Source organism: Persicobacter diffluens (genome assembly GCF_036244895.1).
GTDB lineage: Bacteria > Bacteroidota > Bacteroidia > Cytophagales > Cyclobacteriaceae > Persicobacter > Persicobacter diffluens.
This window is the reverse complement of the sequence record NZ_BQKE01000008.1, coordinates 1-16,986: the sequence shown is the minus strand read 5'-3', so window position 1 is coordinate 16,986 and position 16,986 is coordinate 1. Positions and strand designations below refer to the sequence as shown.

The 16,986-nt window shown below is 43.6% G+C and carries 24 protein-coding genes; 5 read left to right on the top strand and 19 right to left on the bottom strand.

Going from position 1 to position 16,986, the window contains the following annotated elements; all coding sequences use genetic code 11:
* Position 1 precedes the first annotated feature (1 nt).
* The 16 genes from AAA970_RS26530 to AAA970_RS26455 form a co-directional block, all read right to left on the bottom strand.
* Positions 2–2,995 carry a zincin-like metallopeptidase domain-containing protein gene (locus AAA970_RS26530; protein WP_338239958.1) on the bottom strand — a complete coding sequence of 998 codons (2,994 nt, stop codon included), beginning with the start codon at positions 2,993–2,995 and terminating at the stop codon, positions 2–4.
* A 7-nt stretch (positions 2,996–3,002) separates the two neighbouring features.
* Positions 3,003–3,173 (bottom strand): hypothetical protein, encoded by a 171-nt coding sequence (locus tag AAA970_RS26525; protein ID WP_338239956.1) that lies wholly within the window; start codon positions 3,171–3,173, stop codon positions 3,003–3,005.
* 1 nt (position 3,174) lies between these two features.
* Positions 3,175–3,771: a hypothetical protein gene (locus AAA970_RS26520; RefSeq protein WP_060688712.1), complete on the bottom strand. Its 597-nt coding sequence runs from the start codon at positions 3,769–3,771 to the stop codon at positions 3,175–3,177.
* Positions 3,768–4,211 (bottom strand): DUF5675 family protein, encoded by a 444-nt coding sequence (locus AAA970_RS26515; RefSeq protein ID WP_338239954.1) that lies wholly within the window; start codon positions 4,209–4,211, stop codon positions 3,768–3,770. Before AAA970_RS26515 ends, AAA970_RS26520 begins: the two co-directional genes overlap by 4 nt.
* Entirely contained in the window at positions 4,208–4,747 is a 540-nt protein-coding gene (locus tag AAA970_RS26510; RefSeq protein WP_338239953.1) for a hypothetical protein, read from the bottom strand. Before AAA970_RS26510 ends, AAA970_RS26515 begins: the two co-directional genes overlap by 4 nt.
* A complete protein-coding gene (locus AAA970_RS26505; protein ID WP_338239952.1) occupies positions 4,747–5,082 on the bottom strand; it encodes a peptidoglycan-binding domain-containing protein in 336 nt (111 codons plus the stop codon). Before AAA970_RS26505 ends, AAA970_RS26510 begins: the two co-directional genes overlap by 1 nt.
* Before the next feature lie 2 nt (positions 5,083–5,084).
* On the bottom strand, positions 5,085–5,534 hold the full coding sequence (locus AAA970_RS26500; protein WP_338239951.1) for a hypothetical protein: 450 nt from the start codon (positions 5,532–5,534) through the stop codon (positions 5,085–5,087).
* Positions 5,534–5,680 carry a hypothetical protein gene (locus AAA970_RS26495; RefSeq protein WP_338239950.1) on the bottom strand — a complete coding sequence of 49 codons (147 nt, stop codon included), beginning with the start codon at positions 5,678–5,680 and terminating at the stop codon, positions 5,534–5,536. The genes AAA970_RS26500 and AAA970_RS26495 overlap by 1 nt, the downstream gene beginning before the upstream one ends.
* Complete coding sequence (locus tag AAA970_RS26490) at positions 5,677–6,438, bottom strand: hypothetical protein (RefSeq protein ID WP_338239949.1); 762 nt, start codon at positions 6,436–6,438, stop codon at positions 5,677–5,679. The genes AAA970_RS26495 and AAA970_RS26490 overlap by 4 nt, the downstream gene beginning before the upstream one ends.
* A gap of 267 nt (positions 6,439–6,705) precedes the next feature.
* Entirely contained in the window at positions 6,706–8,316 is a 1,611-nt protein-coding gene (locus AAA970_RS26485) for a hypothetical protein (RefSeq protein ID WP_338239948.1), read from the bottom strand.
* Positions 8,317–8,330: 14 nt separating this feature from the next.
* On the bottom strand, positions 8,331–8,615 hold the full coding sequence (locus AAA970_RS26480) for a hypothetical protein (RefSeq protein ID WP_338239946.1): 285 nt from the start codon (positions 8,613–8,615) through the stop codon (positions 8,331–8,333).
* Entirely contained in the window at positions 8,612–8,968 is a 357-nt protein-coding gene (locus AAA970_RS26475) for a hypothetical protein (protein ID WP_338239945.1), read from the bottom strand. Before AAA970_RS26475 ends, AAA970_RS26480 begins: the two co-directional genes overlap by 4 nt.
* A gap of 76 nt (positions 8,969–9,044) precedes the next feature.
* Positions 9,045–9,656: a hypothetical protein gene (locus tag AAA970_RS26470; protein ID WP_338239944.1), complete on the bottom strand. Its 612-nt coding sequence runs from the start codon at positions 9,654–9,656 to the stop codon at positions 9,045–9,047.
* Between the two features lie 60 nt (positions 9,657–9,716).
* On the bottom strand, positions 9,717–10,148 hold the full coding sequence (locus AAA970_RS26465; protein ID WP_338239943.1) for a hypothetical protein: 432 nt from the start codon (positions 10,146–10,148) through the stop codon (positions 9,717–9,719).
* Positions 10,149–10,152: 4 nt separating this feature from the next.
* Positions 10,153–12,252 (bottom strand): transglutaminase-like domain-containing protein, encoded by a 2,100-nt coding sequence (locus AAA970_RS26460; RefSeq protein WP_338239942.1) that lies wholly within the window; start codon positions 12,250–12,252, stop codon positions 10,153–10,155.
* A gap of 9 nt (positions 12,253–12,261) precedes the next feature.
* A complete protein-coding gene (locus AAA970_RS26455; RefSeq protein ID WP_338239941.1) occupies positions 12,262–12,762 on the bottom strand; it encodes a hypothetical protein in 501 nt (166 codons plus the stop codon).
* 278 nt (positions 12,763–13,040) lie between these two features.
* Between AAA970_RS26455 and AAA970_RS26450 the strand changes: the two genes are divergently transcribed.
* From AAA970_RS26450 to AAA970_RS26440, 3 genes are all read left to right on the top strand, one after another.
* On the top strand, positions 13,041–13,193 hold the full coding sequence (locus tag AAA970_RS26450; protein WP_338239940.1) for a hypothetical protein: 153 nt from the start codon (positions 13,041–13,043) through the stop codon (positions 13,191–13,193).
* A gap of 111 nt (positions 13,194–13,304) precedes the next feature.
* Positions 13,305–13,628 carry a type II toxin-antitoxin system RelE/ParE family toxin gene (locus AAA970_RS26445; RefSeq protein WP_060688726.1) on the top strand — a complete coding sequence of 108 codons (324 nt, stop codon included), beginning with the start codon at positions 13,305–13,307 and terminating at the stop codon, positions 13,626–13,628.
* A complete protein-coding gene (locus AAA970_RS26440) occupies positions 13,625–13,882 on the top strand; it encodes a helix-turn-helix domain-containing protein (RefSeq protein ID WP_060688727.1) in 258 nt (85 codons plus the stop codon). The genes AAA970_RS26445 and AAA970_RS26440 overlap by 4 nt, the downstream gene beginning before the upstream one ends.
* A gap of 401 nt (positions 13,883–14,283) precedes the next feature.
* Here the strand turns inward: AAA970_RS26440 and AAA970_RS26435 are convergent, their stop codons facing one another.
* Both AAA970_RS26435 and AAA970_RS26430 read right to left on the bottom strand, forming a co-directional pair.
* Positions 14,284–15,336, bottom strand: a complete 1,053-nt coding sequence (locus AAA970_RS26435) for an IS3 family transposase (protein WP_338237706.1) — start codon at positions 15,334–15,336, stop codon at positions 14,284–14,286.
* A gap of 17 nt (positions 15,337–15,353) precedes the next feature.
* Positions 15,354–15,665 (bottom strand): transposase, encoded by a 312-nt coding sequence (locus AAA970_RS26430; RefSeq protein WP_053404356.1) that lies wholly within the window; start codon positions 15,663–15,665, stop codon positions 15,354–15,356.
* Positions 15,666–15,998: 333 nt separating this feature from the next.
* Between AAA970_RS26430 and AAA970_RS26425 the strand changes: the two genes are divergently transcribed.
* Together AAA970_RS26425 and AAA970_RS26420 are read left to right on the top strand one after the other, a co-directional pair.
* On the top strand, positions 15,999–16,415 hold the full coding sequence (locus AAA970_RS26425) for a serine hydrolase domain-containing protein (protein WP_338239938.1): 417 nt from the start codon (positions 15,999–16,001) through the stop codon (positions 16,413–16,415).
* 123 nt (positions 16,416–16,538) lie between these two features.
* Positions 16,539–16,688 carry a helix-turn-helix domain-containing transcriptional regulator gene (locus AAA970_RS26420; RefSeq protein WP_338239937.1) on the top strand — a complete coding sequence of 50 codons (150 nt, stop codon included), beginning with the start codon at positions 16,539–16,541 and terminating at the stop codon, positions 16,686–16,688.
* A 92-nt stretch (positions 16,689–16,780) separates the two neighbouring features.
* Here AAA970_RS26420 and AAA970_RS26415 read toward each other — a convergent pair.
* Positions 16,781–16,986, bottom strand: a 206-nt coding sequence (locus AAA970_RS26415) for a hypothetical protein (RefSeq protein WP_338239936.1), incomplete at its 5' end; no start/stop codon positions are given.

The window sequence follows — 16,986 nt, the reverse complement described above, 5'->3', positions numbered from 1 at the left end:
CTTATTTCTTTTTGGTTCCAAAGAGGCTGGCCTGTGCTGATCCGGATTTTCGGGCCTGCCCTTTTTTTGCACTATGATCTGCTAGTTTCGCTTTTAACCGGCCCACCGCATCCAGATAGGGCTTTATCATTTCATCCGCTTTTTCCCTGGTAATTCTTCCCTGATTCGCGGCGGCATAGAAAGCCGTAGATTTCTCCCTGTATACTTTTTCAGTCGACTTCAGTTCCTTCTCGATGTCTGCTTTTTGAGTCTCCCATTCCATTTCCGCTGGGTTTTTAGTCACCAATTTGCTCAGGTTGATCACCTCCGGAAAGCTTCCGAATTCATTAAAGCGGCTCAGGTATTCCAGGAATTTTGTTTTGGAAGAAAACTGCCCTTTCCGATTGCCATAACCTTTTTCCATCAGCCATTTTGCGATCTGATTTTCATTTTGTTGACTTAGGGCCGGGTACTTTCTTTTGGCTTCTCCGGTCCAGTTCGCAATGGTCATCAGATTATTTTGGGTGGCTGGGTCTTTTCCGGCAGTACTCGCAATGGCACCAATGATGAATCCCTTCGGGGCCAGATATGACAGGTTATGAATGGTATTGGCATTTTTTCCTTCTGCCTCCCTGATTTTTCGGGAAACTTCCGCAGGCGACTCCCCTTTCTTTCTCAAGGCGGCATAATACATGGCCCGCTCAATATCTGTTTCCTTGCTGGAAAGGGTGTTGGAATTGAGGGCTAATTCTATAGCGCTTTGCTCAGTCCCCTTAAATATCTTCGCGGGAATTTTTTCAAATTGTCGGTCGTACTGTCCTACTCTTTTGAAAAAGCCTAGTCGGGTATGTCCCGATAATACGAAGTATTGCTTTGCTTTGGGGTCCATCCAGATGATGATGGGATCAAATTTTGACCACTCGAAATCTCCTTTATTATAGGCTTTCATCAATCGTCGATGCGATTCGTTGGAGACGGCATCAAACCGATTCTGGAATCGTTTTTCATCCGTTTTAATTTTGAAAGTGGGGATACTTCTAACCTCATATCCTCCGGATTTTTTCCCGGTGGTTTTCCGATCTTTGGCACCCTTCTTCGGAGCGCTTGGCTTTCGTTTGGAAGTGCTTTTGGATTTTGCGGGTTCCGGCCTTTTCTTCATTAAACCCAACAAAACGGTAATCCCGGAATGATTCATCGGACCTTCGAAAATCTGTTTGCCTTGAAAGGCCGAAAACTTCCCGTTATCAATTTTTTCCAGGATTGCTTTTTCAGCTTTGCTGATGGTGTTAAAAGTAAGGTGATAAGTTTTTGACTTCGCCGAGAATCCCCTGGCCCGATGCACCCATCCTGCCTTTTTTTGGCGAAGCATTAAGGCTCGTAAGTCCTGCAGCATTTTCCCTAAGCCCTGGGGCGCTACTTTTGATCGCTCATTTTTGAATACCGGTCGTTTGGCTTTCACCTCTCGCTGTATAAATCGAATCGCTTCCAGGATGGCTTTTCGACCTTTATCCGTATTGAGATTCACATAAAAAGTACGTTCCTCTTGCTGAACTAAATTCAGCTGACGAGTCAATCTTTCTAAGGCTTTTGCATTGAGCTCGCTTCTGAACTGAAGGTATTGATCATCTCCTTTTCGATAAGTTTTAAAACCGAATTGCGCCAGGGTATTGGTGCTGCGCTCCAGCTCGGGCAGTTGTAGATCATACTCCTTGGCCTTCTTCCGAAGACTGCAAATATCCTCACCTCTGGAAACCTGAATACCGGCGGATTTCAATTTTTGAAGCAACGCTTTTCTTTCTTTAACCAAGGCCTTCGCTTCCTTTTCCTCTGCACCTGATTCCGATTTGTCTTGTTTGGTCACGGCTTTTCCGTCTCTGTTTACCGGATGGAAAGCTTGATAAGGTCCTTTTTTAAGAATAAAATCCACTGCCTTTTGCGCCTTGGCGGTGGTCGCCAGGATCCACTTATTATCCTCCTTCAGTTCTTTCAGAATCGCCTTCTTCCAATTCTGGATGTAAGCGGCGGTATTGTTTCGGGTAAACATCAATATGCCGGCCTCTCCGCACAAATAGGCCGCTCCCATTTCAGCAATCAATTCTTCTGCTGCATAATGTGGGTCGCCAAATCGCTTGCCGCCTCTTTTTTTATCGTCCAGCCGGTTTTGGTGCTTGGTAGAATGGACCAACTCATGGAAAAGCACCGAATAGTATTCCTGCTTTTGGGGAAATTGATCGAAGAAAGGCATGGTGACCGTATCTTGATCCGGTGAATAAAATGCCTGATCCAAACCCTTATGGAAAATCTCCGGACGCTTAGGCATGTAGGAGATGATCTTATTTGCGCTTTGAATGTCATCACCGACAAAGCTTTGCGTGGGAGCCGGCACCAGACCGTGATCAATGCCTTCTGTATCTTCCAGATTGAACACCCGATAATATTTCAGAAAGCGTATCTCCTCTGCCTCCGGATCCGCCTGATATTGGCGGCGGCTAAGGGTATTTCCATCCTTGTCTTTGTACATGGAGGAATAGTAAATCACCACTTCGCTTTTAGCGCCTTTTTTGAGATTTCCGCCCCGCTTTTCAATTTGCTTAAAGGTGAGATAGTAAGGAATTGCCCGGCGATTGAAAAAATACAGCATAAAGAAATTCATGCCTTTATAGGCTTGTTTGCTGTCAAAATTCATGGGTACCAGACTGACCGGTTTTCCTTCCGAAGTCAGGTAATGCGTCTTGATCGAGGTCCAGGCTTTTCTCCAGGGCAGCTCTTTCGTGCTTTCAATTTTTTCGATGATCATCTGCGTGATAATCTCCCGCACACTGGCGGTTTTTCCCAGGCCCATCAAGCCCGCCAGTCCTTCCAATGGTTCGCCGGCTTCTCCAAAAAGCTTTTTGGCTCGCTGATCAGATATTTTGGGAAGGCCTTCATAAATGTCAAAGTCGTCCTTATTATCGCTCATGGCCTGGAAGGTTTTTCCAATCGCATACAATCCTAATCCGGCAAGTCCTGTCAACATCTCGATTCTATTTTGAGTAATTCGATAAAATTATTTTAGCGGAGGCAAGGCCCGCCAGTTGTCCGGTGAGCAGGTAGGGGACCACTTCCTTATTTTGCTGTTTGGCATAATAATAGCCCAGCATCGCACCGGCGAAGGCGGCCGCGGAAACCATAATGTCTTTAGTGGTAGTTGTCATGCTATTTGTCCCGTTTATTGCCGTCCTCCAACCGATATAAAAATTTCGCGGTTCTCCGGTCCCCGAACCACCAGAGCACCAATGTAGTGGTGAGGTAAATGATAATATTTAATACCCTGAGAAAAACATCCTGCGCCATTTCCACCGGCATAATGGACTCCTTCAGGCTGATGATGCGTACCGCCTCATAAGTCAGCCAGGAAGTGAGCACGACGAAGTAGGTAGTTAGCAGTGGCCGAATAGCGGCCCGATAACTGTCTATCAATCCCTGAAGGAAGATCAAAAAACTTCCCAGCCAGGCTGTAAAGGGAGAATCAAATAATTTACTGATGGCCTTTGAGCTGATCAGCGTTTTGTTGCCAAACTTTTGAGACAAATTAAAGGCATGCGCTTCGGCCAATTCGATGGCTTTGGCCGTCCGGCTTTCTTCTATTCGCATTTGCAAATCAGCCTCGGCCTTTCGTTCGGCAATGTCGATTTTCCGCATTTCCAGCTCGTGCCGGTTTTTTAATTTTTGCATGCGGGCATTAAGAAAAGCGGTGGCCAGGTTCCCCAATAAACCGGTAACAGAGCCTAAAATGGTGGATGTTAGAATCATGATAAGGTACTTGTAATAGGTGAATGAATGCGAAGGATGAAGGTGTTTCGATCCAATAATTGCATGAAGTTGCGCATGGCTTTTTTGGAATTGAGCACTGCTAGCTGCCCCCAAAGTCTCCCTCGTTTTTCGCCAAATAATATGCAGCCTAAAGAGTGGCTTTTAAATCCCCGGTCTGTCGCACCGGCCACATTTCCGGAATGCGTTAAAATCCAGCTTCGCCCTTCTACATCGGTAAGGTGATAGCACCAGCCAAATCGTCGGGAATAGCGGATTTTGCATTGGTATTCTCCGGGCGGGATGCAGGAAATCTGCCTTTGATTTCCTCTCCATGGAGGCTCGATAGTGAAAAAGGTATATCCTCCAAAAGGGAGGACACAAAGACCAAGCGTGCCCTCCCAGGATGAAATAACCCGATACAAATCAACCACTATCATCATTTATTTCTATTTAGCAAGTAGTAAACAGCGAGCCCGACCCCTACTGCAGCCACTGCACTTATTCCATATTTTTCCTGCGGTGTAAAGACCTGTTCTGATAATAATTTCAAGCCCGATTGCACCATGGAAGCCGGAATATGGTACAGCTCATTGGCTAAATTTTCCTGCGCAATAATGGCGTTCACCAATTTGAAAATGGTGAAGGGATCCGGAAAAATGGTCTGATCCGGACTTACCCCTATTTTTGCAGCCACGACCCTGATATAAGTTTGGGTGTCATTCTCCGATGGAGGTGACAATCGGCTGATTAATTTTCGAACCGTATTATGTCCATTTTTAATGTTGTTGATGACATTTAGCGCTCCGGCCCGAATACCATATTCAATCGATACAAATTGCTCGAATTCTTTTCCGGGATCTGCATTATGTTCAACAGCAACCTTTCCTTTCCAGGCATTAGCTGATACCCGAAGATTCAGCGGATTATTATTCCGAATGCCCCTGGAGAGAATATTGGATTGTCGAAGATCAGCCATCAGGCAGTGATTTTTTGAAAGGTGGCGTAATCAATGCTTGCCGGAAATCCAGCAGCCCTCACCGCCTGACTTGTTCCCGTTCCCCAGATTCCATCGGCCCCACCGGTCCGACTTAAAATCGCAGCTGTCTGAGTGGGAAATTTGGACATCAAAGCGCTTTGCAGTAATCGCACATTTTCTCCCCTGCTTCCTTCCGAAATCGGAAAGCCAAAAGCAGTGGGGGTAATATTCGTCACCCCTACACTTTTATGGTGATGATAAAACAGCAATCCCAAGGCGGCTGCGGCCACTACCAAAATTCCATTTTTAATATGCTTTCGATCTTCCTGTCCCATGATTATAGATTATTCGTCCCTCTGAGGATGTTGAAAAACTTTAACTTTTCCCCATCATCCAACTCCGCATCAATCTCCTGTAAAAGCTCGTCCCCATATACATTTTTATACATATTGGCGACGGTCTGAAAGTCTACCCCATTTTTAAACATCTGCGTAGCGACCTCATACACCAGGTCTTCGTCAGTGCCATCAAACCAACCCCAGCCCAGATTATTAAAGGCCGCATTTAGCAAGGAGGCATATTCCACTGCCAGACCTTTTTTGCCATCGGTACCTACTGCCGCTACCGCATTATTGTATTTGGCTTTATCGACCGTACCTTTCACCAGCCGGTAGCCCATATAGGCGACTCCGCCAGCAGCAAGCAGTTTCCAGACTTCAGGCGGGATGGAATTCACCGCTCCAACCGCCCCTTTTCCTATTGCGCCCAATATTGCGGTATATGCCATTACAGTAAGTTTTGAAAGGTTTTGATGGTCTTGTTTATCCCGGCTTTGCGGGATTTTTCAGCCACTATCCGAAGACTTTCTTCTGATAGGTTTTTTCGAATTTCGGCCAAATACTGGTCGATTTTGGTATTGCTTGAAGTACTCATATGGCTTGTGTATTTTGGTTATGATTCAGAAAATTTAAGATCTGCTTGAGCTGATTTTGCACGCTCTCCAGTGTTGGATTGGTCATCACGATTTGATTACACATCGCATAAAAAATCTTGGCGGTCTCATCGTCCATCTGATTGACCCAGGCAGAAAGTTTATTGATTGCCACTTGCTGCGGACTATGTCCTTCAGTGCTTAGGTCCGAACTCACTTCCGGTTTTGGGGCCATCATCTCCTTGATCATACCCAATACCATTGGCAGGGATTCCGGAGATTTTGCAAAGGCATCTCCGATACCCGACAACGTGCCGGACACACTGTTTTTATGCTCCAGGTTCGTGGCCTCAATGGCCAACTCATGCATTTTATCTTTGGTTCGATTATCCAGCAGGGTAACATCGTACTTTTCTTTCAGGCTTTCATATTTGGTCTGGAGCTCTTTTTTCTCCGCCTTTAACAGCTGAATTTCCGCCGCCTGATTATTCATGATAAACTGAGTTGCGGCATCCGATGCCACCGGTTGAAAAGACACCGGAGCGGCAACAGCACCTGCCTTGGGTATGGGCTGGTGAATATCTGCCACTGGCTTATCAGCAGCATCACGCTCCTTTTCCCGATCCGCCATGGTCGCTTTTTCCTTTTCAATTTTAGCATGCGTCTTACAGGCCTCTCCGCAAAAATTGTCATATCGGGAAGAATCAGCCTCGAAGTTTATCCCGCATTCGTCGCAAGTTTTTAGAATACTCTGGTCCATCTTTTTGTACTTTTTGGGTTATTTCCGATCGAACACGCCGCTCCTCATCCGCCTGAATTTCCCGGACTTTGGATCGCTTTATTTTGTGATCGATAAACTCATTTCTGATCCTCAAAACCAACCAAATCAGCCCACAAATAGAATTGAATAGGACAAAAGTTTCACTTAAGTTTATATCCAATAACATCTGCAGCAGCTTGTTATATACCAATATCAAATAAGAAATCATCCCTCCCTTATCCAGCACCGTTCTCCACACTTCTGACATCATGAATTGATTAAAACTGTATATCCTTTGTTCTGTAGACTTTGAATATGAGGGTTATTACTGCCTCCCGCAGGCCTTTGATTTCCCAATAAATCAATCGTAGCCGATCCCTCCTGAAAAGCCGCGTCCATTTCCGTTAACAACTGATTCATTTGAGCAACAGACAGAGAAGCCGAATTAATCGTCAGCTGCTCCAGTTTTGGCCAATGATGAAAATTGATCGTTTCCAAACTCATTTCATCCTCACAGATCAAAAATTTCCGTAAAGCCGCTGCTTCCTGACTAACAATGCTTCTCAGATTAAAATTATCCAAAAGATTAAGCTCTTCCAGCAGCGCCCACTCCGCATTAAATTCAAAGGTTTTCAGATTATTTTCATCCAAATACAGTCGATTCAAAGCGGGGGTGTTTCCAATATTCACCTGCTCCAGCTTGGGCGAATTGTAGATGATTAAATCCTTCAATTGGGGCAAATCAGGAATTGTGATTTGTGAAGATGGCGTATTAAATGTGGCTCGCTCCATTTTGGTCGCCTTTAATGGAAAGGCTACTAAATTAGCGGTATCTAATTTGATATGGGCGAGCTCCGTTGCGCTCTCCAAGATGCTGGTGCTGGAAACCTGCACCCGGGCATCAGGCCTTAAAGCAACAGAGGTAAACGCTAATGGATCAAAGTAAATTTCTATGTCCAGCTCTTTCCCCACCGGAATCGGAATGTTGTCTACATTATTCCGGAATACCCGGGCCGCACCTCCATTGACCACGACATAAACTTCCTTTTGATCAATATTCGCCAATGACAGTTCAAAATTACCGGTGGAAGAGCTGACCCCCTCAAATTTCATTACCATTGGAACGGGTGGAAGTTGAGGTGCCTCATAAGTGGCAATGTTCGATTCCCCCACCTTATATCCGGTTCCCATCAGATCTTCTCTGGGGAAGGCGACTAATCGGAAATTCAAATCTTTTGCTGTTTCCAGTTGGGCCTGAAAGGTCCGCTTTTGCTTCAATACCTGATAACCGCCATCGAGCAATTGCATGGAAGTACCTGGCTTCACCCCGGATTGATCAGAAAAATACGCCTGGTAAAAACCCACCTTACTGTCATCTTCCAATTCAAAAGAGAAGGTAAATAAACCTCCCTCTACCGCATCAATCCGAAGATTTATCGGTGCAGGTAATTGCTTGTTTTGTAAGAATATTTGCACCAATATTTTATCAATGGCGGCATTGTAGGTCATTATCAAATAATGCTTTCCTCCCCACTCAGGCAAATCATAAGGAATGATAAAATCCTCAGAGAATTCATATGCCATATTCTCCGGATTGTCGAGGACCATCAGCGCTCTGGCATTATCCACCTGCTGGGCCTCCTCTTTTACCTTAAAGGATAAAGGAGCGGAAACCGCAAACTCCTTGAAGGAAATAAAAGCATTCAGCTCCAGCTCGGTCGTAAAATCCACATTCGTTTTCACCAGAGCGGTCACATATTTGGATTGAAAATCACTGTTTTCAACATTAGACAAATCCTGCTTTGCCCAAAGCTCTGTTGGTACTGAAGGCGCCGGCGGTAATGCCGGATAATTGATTGGATTTGTAAAGCCACTCATAGTAGGATCATTTTTTAACAATTGGATTTCACGCGAATCATCACGATGGTGATCTGCTTTTTTCCTGCCGCATCGCCGAGGAATTTCAGAGAACGTACTCCCTGAAAAGGAATAGAGGAAGAAGATTGAAATACCCGACCTGATTTCGGATAAACCGGAATAGACTCACTCCCTTTTTCTCCCCACATGGCGGTAACCTCCCCGGTGTTCTCAACGGTGAAGCTGATCACATTTTCCAGGGACACCTCCGTATCATAGGCCAGCTCATAGCCTTCTTCTCTTAAGAACAGCTCATTCATGTGCTTGTATTTTGCACCACAAATATCGCCTGCAGTCTTACTTCAGATTGCACCGGCGTTTCATTCGTGCTGACTTTGAGGTAATAATTTTGTCCCCGGTTAAGGTGGTCCAGCTTTAAATATTTTCCCGAATTATGAGGCTTGAAAAAGTCCTTGCTGACAAAATCAATAATGGTTTCATCCTCATCACTCAGGCTGATATTATAGTTTGGGATGTTACCGTCTCCAAATTCATAAATCACGATCCCCACCACCCGATCAAAGGACTGTGACAGGCGGAACATTTTGGTGGTGTTATTTCCCTGGTCAAAAACCACGTCTACCGCCTCATATTTAATATTCGATTTCCCCATAATTTTTAAAAAAGGGGAGGGGTTCCCTCCCCGTTCTACATCAGAAAAATACTACACAGCAACAGGTCCAGCCGACCTATTTTTTTCTTTGCGTCAACTTTCCGGCTACCAGAAAATTCACGTGGACGTGATCATCCTGCCCGCCCCTGATATGATATCCCCCGGGCGTAATGATCTTCACCACAATTTCCTCCTGCGCGGCCAACATCTGATAAACCGAGAGCTGAAAGCCCTGAGAAACGCCTCTTTTCTCCTGCTGCTGCATGATTTGGCCGATGGGCATTTCAAATTTCACCCCTGCATTTTTCTGCTCAATGCGTAAAACAGAATGCAACAGCTCAACCGGCGAATCTTGTAAAAGGGTAGAGTAACGCGCCTTGAACGGATCCGCTTCCGCGCCCACATACACCCCGAAATGGATGCTTTGCATGATGAAGTTTTGGTCCACCCCAAACTTTCCGCGATCGATGGAAATCAATCCTTCAGAAAATTGAATGTTGGCGTCAATGATTTGGTTGGAGCCCGACCAACCGGTAATTTCTTTTTTGGCGTAAAAACTACTTTCCAGCAGTCGGTATCCACCGGACTGGGCGATCTGGCGATCATTTTCAGAAAGTAGGGCAATGGTTTCCGGGCGCATCAAAAAAGCACTGGCCCCGGCATCAAAGAAGTTTTTATGTACAGTCATGTCTTTTAGACTTTAATTCTCAATCAGTTTTTTAAAATGAAAATCAGGAGCGCTTTCCGATTAGAGCGCTACATAATCCTGCTGCTCGGCATCATAAACTCCGAGTAGGGGATCAGCATATCCTTGCTTCGCGGCACCGCCTGAGAAAGCGTCCAATTCAGCCTGCGCCTCAGAGAGCATCATCATTTGTTGCTCGCTGTTGCTTAGATCCCCCAAAGCCGGAAGATATTTCGAAGCCTTGTCTTTCAGGCTCTGTGGCGCAAAGGTGTCAATGGCCTGGAAAGTTCCGGCCACCGCCATTCCGGTACCGATGGCTTTGAGCTCGGATTTTTTCGTCATCTGCGCCACCAAACCAGCAGCAGCCGTCACCGGTCCGGCGAATTTTGAAATCCGATCAGGTGCATTTTTAATCATGATATAGGCAGCCACACCACCCAATACCGCCAGCCCTGAATTCACTAAGTGATCGCCAACATTCTTCGTGTCAATCATTCTTTTACGATTTAGATTTAAGTAAAATGACCCCTCCAATCAAAGCAGCACCAATCAGGGCCATTTGGGTCATGTTGTTTTGTTCTTTCGTAGTATCAGTCTGGTGATTTGCTGTGGTATTGGTTCCTGTAGCTGATGGAAGGATTTGCTTTCGCATATCCTGAATTTTTTGCATCGTAGGCGAAAAACTAAATGGCCCGCGACTTCTGTTAAAAATACCGGGAAGATTACTGGATCCGGAAGAATAGGAGGGAAGCGTCCTGCTGTTGGATGGATTACTTGTCCCGCTATTCGGAAGCAGGGATTTCACGGTATTCGAGGCGCTGGTGAAAGGCTGAACGGTCGCCTTGGCATCTTTCACCAAATTACTCGCGGTAGTGGCCACGTTTTTGAACTTGAGGCCAATCCCCTTAAAGAAACCTAAAATCTTCGTGATCCAAGGGACGGTGGCCGCTCCAACTACTGCGGAGCTGACCACCTCTCCCAACCCCTCCAGGCCATTTACTCCCGACTGATAAGACAATGCATTACGCGCTTTCAGTCTTCGAATAGCCTCTTCTCTGCTTAGCTCTTTCGGAACAATAAAATCTTGATTATGCAGCCTGGCTAACTTTTTCTTTAGGCAGGAATGGTAATGCTTTTGCTGTTCTTTATGGCCCGGTATAGCATCTACCGGCATATATTTGGTCACCACATAAGTTTCCTTCCGCTGCATTTTGGCCATCTCATTCATCTGATCCAAATGCCCCAAGCCTGATAATGAATATCGGCGGGGATCGCGCCCCCGGAAGGAAGCCACATAAAGCTTGGTGGTACTTCCATATTTCATTTTATAACCTTTGGAAAGCGCATCGGTTAATTTATTAAGATCCCCTTCCAGAATCTTCACATACAAATCCACGGTGCGTTTCGCACTATTCACATGGGACTTATAGGAAGCAGCATCAAGTCCCGCTCTGGTGGCTTCTGCTGTGGATAAAAATCCAATCCCGACTTTCCCCGACAGGTTGAACAGATTTTTAGACAGCGCCAGGCGAATTCCCGCGCGAATCGTTACAAAAAGCGGATTGTACTTTTTAACCGCCTTTACCGCTGAACCAGCCGCCTGCTTCACCGCTCCGCCCACCTTTTTGGCGGTATTGGAAATGGCAGATCCTACTTTCTGTACCGACTTTTTGATATTATCCCAAAAGCCTCCCAAGCCGGAAAGCCCACTTTTAAACTCATTTTCTGCCAAATAATCCAGGGCCTGCGCCCGCTCTTTGGGGTCTTCCCATTTTGACAATAGGTAAGCGATGTCTGCCTGGTATTTGCGATCAAAACTGGTCAGCTCCTTACTGAAAGTATTGTAATAATTCAGCGTATTCTGAAGCTGCAATTTCCAGCGGTTCATAAAATCACTGAACAGTTCCGCGTCCGTCTGAGGAGCGTGTACCGATCCAAGCGCAATCCCGCCAAAACCATCAAACTCGCAGCCCAAATTCCCCAATTGGATATGGTCCATAAGACCAGCAAGGGGAGAGGTGGGCAAAGCATCTATTCCGTTTAAATACTGAATGGGCATTGGCATATCTTTGTCGTGTTTGGCGCTATAGGGGACCTCATAATCAAACTGATCCGTTACGCAGTCCATAATAATTTCCTTGCCCCGGTGCTGAATTACCACATAGACATGCTGGTAATAGTCACGACCATTGTATTTGGTCATGCGTAGCTTGTGGGGAATTTTCAGATTAGTGAGGATGGAACTGATGAAAATAGAATAGTCGTCACAGTCTACCCCCTGGCTTCTTTTCTCCCAAATTCTGAGTGGGGAATGCAATTGTTCCACCCCTTCCTTGTCCGGCGCATATTGAATGTGCTGATACACAAAATTCCATATGTTTTCCGCCGTCTGCCGGACCTGCTTTCCCTTCAGTTTTTGGGCAATGCTTTTGGTTTGAGAAAGCGTTTCATCGACAATTTTTTTGATATAAATCAGCGTGTCAAAGACATCTCCCTGCTGGTTAATAATCTTATCCTCCCGTTTCAGGGAAGAAAGGGCCGGAAAATACTGATCGTATTCCCTTCCGGATTTTAGCGTTCTTTTCTGCTCTGCTTTCATCTTGCGGGATCAAATTTTAAAGGGTAAAATCTTATCCAGCAAGCTGCTCAGACTCACGGTTTCTTCTATCGGAGGCAAATCCTTTCCCTGAATTCTTGGGATGATTTCATACACAATCTCTGCATTCCCTTTGAGAATATTGGTGAAATTGGCCAATAGCGAATTACCCGCGCTTGTCATCGGAATGAAAAACTCAATGGTTTTATAGGTGATCGTATTGGGTGAAATCTCTACCAATTGCGCTTGAGGATTCGTGGTTCCCAACAAAGCCCTATTGCCATCTGTCAGTAAATAGGCTGTCACCAGAATATTCTCCAGGTTCACGGCCAAACTGCTATTGTTCGCAAAGCCAATTTTGATTTTAGCAATCAAGCGTTCCTGCTCATAGCGGACATTGGATATATTCACAATCCAAACCCGCAGTTTACTCACAAATTGCTGCGTGCTATTTGCGAAGGAAACCATCGCCGGAATTCCTATCAATCCTGCCAACAAGAGAAATTTTTTCATGCCAAACGAGCTGTTTGACTATTTATACTGATTCGTTTCAGGATGTATTCATCGCTTGTGGGCTGAACAGTATTCTTGATGCTTAATCAGGCCCATTGGCCGTTTTTCACTCCTTTTCAGGGAATTATAGGGAAATGTCGCGCATGTCATTGCAAACCGATGCCAATATCAAAAAATGACGAAATACTGTAGATTTTCATCATTTAGAGCAACATCCTTTTCGGCAAGAAAGGGTGATATCGTTTATTAATGAGATTGTCCAGAAAGATTTGTGAAGTATGATTAGTTTATCGGAATTAGCCAATCGCTATAATGTGCATGTAAATACGCTGAAAAAATACCTGACCGCAGCCGGCATCAGACTGGAGCAAAAATTGATCACCCCTAAAAAGCTCCAGGAGATTTATGAAGCTTTGGGTAAGCCCGACTAGCGCGTATATAAAAACCTTCTTGTATTTCAATCCTCTTCTCCAAAGGTCCTGCATGTAAACATTTATTTACATTGGCTCGTAATTAAGTAAACGAATGTTTACATTTGGGGTATGAGAATTGAATGGACCCCAGAATTCGAAAAGTGGTTTCGGAAATTGAAAGACCAACAAGCCAAGAAGAAAATCATGGCCAGATTGATTCGCTTAGAGTATTCCGAAAATTGGGGTGATTTTAAAGTATTAAGCAGTGATATCCGTGAGCTGAGAGTGGACCATGGACCAGGATATCGGGTTTACCTCAGCAAGGAAATGGTGGACGGAGAAGAAAAGTGGGTGCTGGTGTTAAATGCCGGAACCAAGTCCGGACAACAGCGTGATATTCAAAAAGCACAGGATTTGTTTACGGACCATATTGAAAACAAAAAAGGGGAATGATGAAAGGACTAAGCGTAATACATTTATTTGAAACCACTTCTGAGAAAATTGATTTCCTCAGAGACTTTAAAAAAGAAGCTTCCGCCGAAGAATATCTGTATGCTTTGGGAGAGGTGATAAAAAGCATTGGCGTGAATGATATGGCGGAAAGAGCCCATGTTTCACGACAGACTTTAAGCAAGCTGACCAATAAGCGATCAAATGCTTCTTACAAAACCATTCATGCCGTAGAGCGGGCGCTGGGTTTGATTTAAAAAAAGGCCACGAAGCCAGTGGTTTGTCATCCAGCACTATTTCTCCTTTGAAAGCAGAATGGGGCAAGGAATACAATGTTGGGCGAAAAGCTTCTTTTGGGGACGAAGAGTGGGTCTAATTGGGATTGATGATATCTAAAAGGGCCTGAGAATGGAAAGTAATAAGCTATATTCACTAGTTAGGTACAATAAAAAAATGAACATAGGAGAATCAATACCAAAAGTAAACTCAATTGGAATAGTCTTAATAATACTTTTCCTCTTAAATATCGCAGGAGGATATTTAATTACACCCTACCTAATGGTTTAGCCCCCATATTTTCGGACTTTTTTGATTTTGCCTCTTGTGAGGTCTATTTTTCCATTATAAGTTTGTGTTAGCAAAGAACGATCGACGGCGATTAATTTACCGAAGGTTGTAATGAATTTGGAGTGTTGGGCCCATTCACATCCTCATTCAAATATCCCTCCCCATTTAGGGTCGGTATATTTGAGCAAAGAACTTCTCTCTGACTCATAATCCCCGAAAGTTGACTATGGGGTACTGTAAGTCTAAATTTCACCTTTCGCTCGTTTATTACTGTGCGTTCAATCAAATCATATTCCCACGCCTTCCAAAACAAATTGGGACTAAGATGAGCTATTGACCCATGTAATCTAACATTGTTATATTTTTCATAAAACACTTCTAACCTTTCTCTTAATTCCTCTAAGTTCCAAAATGGCGCTTGTCCCAAGCCCTTCTTAAGAATGCTATGAAAGCTTTCAATATGGCCATTCTCCTGGGGCGTATAAGGATGTGTAAAGGTTTGATGAATACTATTTTCCCTTAAAAATTCTTGAACGCTTTTAGCGCTAAATTGAGATCCATTATCATTCCTTAATTCAACATGAAGATCCTGTTTCAATAAGTCATTTGGTTGCAAATAATTATCTATTACCCTTTCCCAGGCTTTAATGACCATTTTTTGATCCATTTGATAGCCAACCGACCAATCTAATATTACTCTTGTAAATGTATCAATAATGCTTAATATATAAGCATGACGCCTATGCTCTGTTACCCAAACCATTTTAATATCCATTTCTAAAACCTGCAATGGGCGTTCTGGGCATACACAGCGATATTTGACGTAATTTTTATCACTAACCTTCCTTTTTTCCTGAAGTAAATCTGCGTCCTTCATCAAACGGAAAACCTTTTTATGATTAATATTATATCCTTCAAGCTTCAATTGACTGGTCATCATACGATAGCCATAATTAGTGATTGGATCTTCTTTTAAGCGCTTAATTTGCCCTATTACATCCTCATTGGGTACTACCGAATGCCCCTTTTGAGTTGTAGTAGTGGCTTTTCTGCCTATATGTTTACGATCTTTAATAGGCTGGTAATAGTATTTGTGTTTTGTTATTTGGGCAATCAAAATAGCTTTATCTCGTTTTAGCCCCAGACCAGTGTATTTTCGTGCTATTTCCGCCCTTTCGTCTGAGGATATTTCTTTTTTAGCAGCTCATCCTTCATTTTGGATTCAAGCTCCTTTTCAGCGATGATTTCCTTTAATAGGGCATTCTCTTTCTCAAGACGCTTTATCTCCTTTAATTGAGGTATAGTCATCCCGCGAGTGAAACCTGCCTCTCCCATGGTTTCATATTTTTTCACCCAATTTTTATAGGTGGCTGGATAAACTCCATACTTACTTAGAGTTTCTTCTACTCCTCTTTCCTCGCATTCTTTTAGAATAGCTAGCTTCTCTTCCTTGGTTCGTGTTACTCTTTTCATCGGATTTCAAATATTGTAAAAAAAAATTTAAGTCCGACTATTTATGGGGCGGAATCACTAACATCAATATTAGGTGTGGAAGAATATAGCCAATATTCAATGACAATTAATGTAGCCTCAATTGTGAAATTGACATTGGGTTATCTATTAAATATTGTCCTTGCAATATGGACATACAGAGAGGCTAATAAACAAAATGAACAACCGATAATTTGGACTGTAATGGCTTTGTTCTTCGGTCTACTGGCAATTGTATTATTTTATTTATTTCTTCTAATTAAAGAACTTAAAATTTTAAATCAGAAGCTAGGAAATGAAGAATAAAAAGTACCTATGGGCATTAAAGCTGCTTTTTCAACTACCCCACAAGGCATGACCAAAGCTCCGGCAGGGATGGACCTTACTTCAAGGGATATGCTGAAATTAGGAATTTTAGTTTTGGAGCAGGAGAAATTTGCAGAACATCAGTATATTTCTTTAGCCTGGATAAATGAGATGACGGAAGGATATGCTCAAAATGGAAAAAATCAATATGGATATTTTTGGTGGAGCCATGTTGAGCGTTATGATGACAAGAATATCGCCGTTATTTCTGCGCGGGGAGCCGGAGGGCAGTTTATTTTTATTTTGCCTGAATTTGAGTCGGTTTGTATTTTTACCTCCTATGGCACTCGGAAACCCTTTCAATATTTATCTCAGGAAATTATTCCAATATTAGCCGGAGGAAAGATCTCTCTGGATCACCATTAATAATTATTAGTGCAATGCATTTCGTTTTCTTCTTAATCAAATTACTGGAAAATGAAAAAGTGGTCTTTTAGTCTGTGTTGGTTTTGGGGGTGTCATGCTTCCGCCGAAGAATAACTTTATGCTTTGGGAGAGGTGATAAAAAGCATTGGCGTGAATGATATAGCGGAAAGAGCCCATGTTTCACGACAGACTTTAAGCAAGCTGACCAATAAGCGATCAAATGCTTCTTACAAAACCATTCATGCCGTAGAGCGGGCGCTGGGTTTAATTTAAAAAAAGGCCCCGAAGGGCCGCAATATTGAATAGTAAGGATGTCGTAAAGATAGGGGCTTGGATTGTCGGTATTTCAGACGTTTTGATCTTTTTTAATGTTTTATTTCAGCTTCTTCCTGATTAATACTAGCCAATAAAGGCAATAAGCCTGATTGACATATATCAAATGCATCTAAAGCACTTTTTAAATTGTCCGGATCGAATGATTTGCTACTCAGATCAAAAGCATCCTGAATATGCCTGATATAAACAAATATGACGCCCCTCCTGGAAGAAAAATATAGCTTCTTTTTTAGAG